This is a genomic window from Phenylobacterium sp., from assembly GCF_036402295.1.
Classification (GTDB): Bacteria; Pseudomonadota; Alphaproteobacteria; order Caulobacterales; family Caulobacteraceae; genus Phenylobacterium.
In genome coordinates this window covers 1-4,220 of sequence record NZ_DASWTE010000190.1, presented here as the reverse complement: position 1 = coordinate 4,220, position 4,220 = coordinate 1, and the positions used below count along the sequence as shown (strand labels likewise).

At 66.2% G+C, this 4,220-nt stretch carries 2 protein-coding genes; both read right to left on the bottom strand.

Annotated features, from left to right (window positions below; all coding sequences use genetic code 11):
* Positions 1-209: 209 nt before the first annotated feature.
* A complete protein-coding gene (locus tag VGD44_RS11940; protein WP_331087225.1) occupies positions 210-3,308 on the bottom strand; it encodes a TonB-dependent receptor domain-containing protein in 3,099 nt (1,032 codons plus the stop codon).
* A 324-nt stretch (positions 3,309-3,632) separates the two neighbouring features.
* Positions 3,633-4,220: threonine aldolase family protein (locus tag VGD44_RS11935; protein ID WP_331087223.1), on the bottom strand; the 588-nt coding region annotated here is incomplete at its 5' end.

Here is a 4,220-nt window from a genome sequence, read left to right as displayed (position 1 = left end):
CCGAGGAGCTCAAGACCCGCCGCGCCGAGCGCTTCTACGCCATCGGGCGCAGCGGGCTGCAGTAGGTCTCAAACGGCTGCCTCGGCTCCACGGCGATGGATGAGTAGCGGGCCGCGAACGCGCAAAAGAAAGGAGCCGCCGGGTGGCCCCGGCGGCTCCTGAGCGATCCCCGAGGGGACGGCAAGCGCGAGCGGGAGCCCGCCGACTGGCTAGAATCGAGCCGTCAGCCCGACCTGATAGTAGCGTCCGATGAAGTCGTAGGTGCCGAACGCGTTGGCCGAGTTGGTCGCGCCGAGCGGCGGTTCCACGTCGAAGACGTTGCGAACCACCAGCCGCAGGCGCGCGTCTTCGAGCACGCCCATTCCGTAGGTTTCGGCCCAGGTGTCGAGGTTCACCGTCACCGACAGGTCGTGGATGAAGTAGTCGTCGACCTGCAGCGGGTAGCGCGTCTCAAGGGTGAAGTCGTTGTTGAAGCGGGACTCGTCGATCCAGTTGGTGGTCCAGACCACGGTCACCGGGTCGCGCGAATAGGCCGCCTCGAACTTCCAGCGCCATTTGGCGTTGCCGATCTCGCCGTGGTCCCGGTTGAGGTCGAACCCGAGGCCTGTGACAGAGGTCTCCTGGCGCTCCACGTGGAACAGGTCGAAGTCGGCGCTCAGCTCCCCGGGATTGCCGCCCCAGAGGTTCCGCAACGCGCCATCGAGGAAGTCCGTGAGGTCGACGCGGTAGTCGATCCCCGCCGTGAACCCTTCGAAATTGGTGTAGCCCGCGTTGATGAAGCCGGATTGCGGACCGGTCGCCGTTCCGCCATTCCCGATCGCTTCCCCGAAGCCGAGAATCTGGCCGGGTCGCGCCGAGGTCGACGTGCCCCGCTGGAACCGACCGCAGGCGTCGGCGGGCGGAGTCGGCGAGTCGTAACAGACCTGCAGGATCGAGGTGAGGGTGAAGTTGTTGATGGCGTCCTCGAGCTTGATGTTCACCCAGTCGAAATTGATTGAAAGACCGGGGACGAACGAAGGCTGGTAGACGAAGCCGAGCGACCACTGCTTGGCAATTTCGTTCTCCAGCGCGGGGTTACCGGAGGTCGCGCCCTGGACCGAGGCGGCCTGCACCTGCGAGACCAGATTGAAGTTTGCGGGAAGGCCCAGCGCGGTGAACGCTGCTTCGCAGTTCGCCCGGCGCGCGGCGGGGTTGGGGCCGCTGCTGATATTGGCGAAGTGGCAGGGATCGGTCGCGAAGGTGAAGCTGGTCGCCGACGGGAGGAATAGTTCGGTGATCGCGGGAGCGCGGAACGAGCGCGCCTTCTGGCCCCGGATCATGAGGTCCCGTATCGGATACCAGCGGCCGCCGTAGCTCCAGGCCTTGTCCTTGCCGGCCTGGGAATGATCAACCCTGCGGTAGGCGCCTTCCACTTCCAACCGGTGCAGGAGGGGGAAGCTGAATTCGCCGCCGAAGACCGGGACCAGGGTCTCGATGTAGAACTCCTTGGTGTCGAACTTGCCGCTCAGGCCCGTGATGGCGGCCGACCGGCCCACCCCCGCTTCTTGAGGCGCGTTCGGGTCGAAATTCGACTTTTCGTAACGAACCTCGAAGCCGGACGCGAAACTCCAGGCTCCGGCCGGAAGGTTCAGGATCTGACCACCGAAATTGCCTTCGTAGATGGTCTGCAGGATCTTGAACTCGCTGGCGAACTGGACGCCGATGTAGTCGAGGGCCGCCTGGCTCGGGGACCCCAGGCCGAACATGTTGAGCGGTGCGCAGCCATTCGCCCGCGCCGTCAGGTCGCGGCAGACGACGGCTCCGCTGCTGTCGCGGACGGCGTCGACCGCCTGCAGGAAGCGCGCCTGCACGATATTGGGGCTGGCGAACCCGCCATCGGACTGCCCGTGGGCGTAGGCCAGGTTCCAGAAGAAGTCGCGGTCCATGAAGTTGAAGTCGCCTTCGATGGACAGCACCCCGCGGATGGTCTGGCCGTCGGCGGACGTCTTGTTGTTGCCGATGTCGACGGAGGCGCGCGACAGGAAGAAGATCGCTTCGCCGGGATTGGCCGCGTCCGGCGCCAAGCCGTTCGCCGGGTCGAGCAGGGCCGCGCGGGTGGCGGCGGGAAGGAACGGGTTCGCCGTCGAGAAGCGCAGGTTGGCCGAGTTTCCGCCGAACAGGGCGGAATTGTAGATCGGCTGGTTGAACGGCTCCACCGCCTTGAACTCGGAGTAGAAGAGCTCCGCGTTCACCCGGATGTGGTCTGTCACGTCGTACTTGGCGAAGGCCGTGGCCACGTGGCGCTTCACCGGCGAGACCAGGGACGACAGCTCAGCGAGGTTCAGGCCATCCCCGCCCGACGCGATCGAGGGCTGAACGAACGATCCGACCGCGTACGGCACCAGCACGCCGCCGGGCCCGAACTGCGCCGTGACGCGGCCAGCGCCGCTGGGATTGGCGATCGTCACGATCCGGCCGGTCTGGAAGGTGTTGGCCTGGAACGGAAGGCCGCCTGTGGTGACCTCCGGGACCCGCCGGTTGAAGTAGATGATATTGCCCGGGATGTTGTCGGTCTGTGTGCTGTTCGCCGGGTTGAGGGCGAAAGTCAGCTGTTGGGACGTGGCGTGCCGGTCGGTGAAGGCCAACTGGCCGGTCTCGTTGTACTCGTAGCTGCCGAACAGGCTCAGCCGCCCGTCGAGCAGGCTCTTCCCGGCGGTGACCCGCGCACGCCAGTCGTCGTAGCCGCCTTGGGCCCAGCCGTAGCGGCCGTCGATCTCGATGCCGTCGAATTCGGACTTGGTGATGATGTTGATCACGCCGGCGATCGCGTCGGAGCCGTAGACCGCGGAGCCGCCGGCCTGAACCGTCTCGATTCGGTCGATGAGGCCGGTGGGGATCACGTTGATGTCCACCTGGCCGCCGGCGTTCGCTCCGGTGAAGATCGACGCCGGATTGCCGCCCACGAAGCGGCGGCCGTTGACCAGGGTCAGGGTCCGGTTCGTGCCCAAGTTGAAGATGTTGATGAAGTTGCGGCCGACGCCGAATGAGCCCTGGTCGCCCACCGGGCTGACCGGCACGCCCACTGACGGCAGGTCGTTGAGCGCGTCGGCCACGTTGGTGAAGCCGCGCTCTTCCATGCGCTCCGTGGAAATGACCTGAAGCGGCTGCACCGAGGTAAGGTCGGGACGCCGGATCCGCGACCCTGTCACCACGATTTCGCCGACGTCCACTTCCTGCCGGGCCGTCTGCGCCTGAGCGAAGGTCGGCACAGCAAACAGGCTGGCCGAGGCGGCTGACGCAAGCAGCGCGCTCCGAAGCATGGTGTTCATTTGGACTTTCATTTCTACGGCCCCCCGGCCTGGGAAACGGTTTGTGCAAGCGCGCCGGGCGGCGCCGACGCTTGACCCGTTAGACGCAAATCCTCCGAGGCGTCGCCGCGTAGTACGTCGACGTAACGGAGGATCCACACCTGATACGGTGAGCGCGGAAGCTGTCACGCAGGGGACATGGCGGCAACGAAAAGCCGCCACAGTCGCGACAAGCGGTCGAGGATCATTACAGATTTTCCATGATGTGCGGCGAAAGCGCCACACATTGGCCCGTATCCGGCAAAGCTATGCCCGTAGACCTGTAACAATCGGCATCAACGGCGGTCAGCTGATTGCGTCGAGGGCCTCGCCCAGCTCGTCGACGGCCGCTTCCGTGGTCGCCCACGAGCACATGAAGCGTACCGAACCGTCGAGAAACCGGTAGGCGAACCAGCCCCTGGCGTGCAGCGCCGAGAGCCGCTCGTCGTCCATCTCCACGAAGACGCCGTTGGCCTCCACCGGGTGCAGCACCGTGAAGGGCATTCGCTCAGCCAGCCGCCGCGCCATGGCGTTGGCGTGGGCCGCGTGGCGGGTCAGCGCGTGGCCCGCAAGCATGCCGATGAACGGCGCGGCGTAGAACCGCCCCTTGGACGGCAGCTGCCCGGCCTGCTTCAGCCGCGCATCGAACCGGCGGGCCAGCGCCCCGTCGAAGATCACCACGGCCTCGGTCGGAGGCATGCCGGCCTTGGTGCCGCCGACCACCAGGACGTCGACGCCCAGGTCCTTGATCGTCTTCAGGTCGAAGCCGGAGGCCGCGGCGTTGGCAAGCCGCGCGCCGTCCAGGTGGACGCCGTAGCCCTTGGCCTTCACGGGCTCGATCAACGCCTTCAGCTCGGCGGCCGTGTAGACCGTGCCGTACTCGGTGGCGTTGGT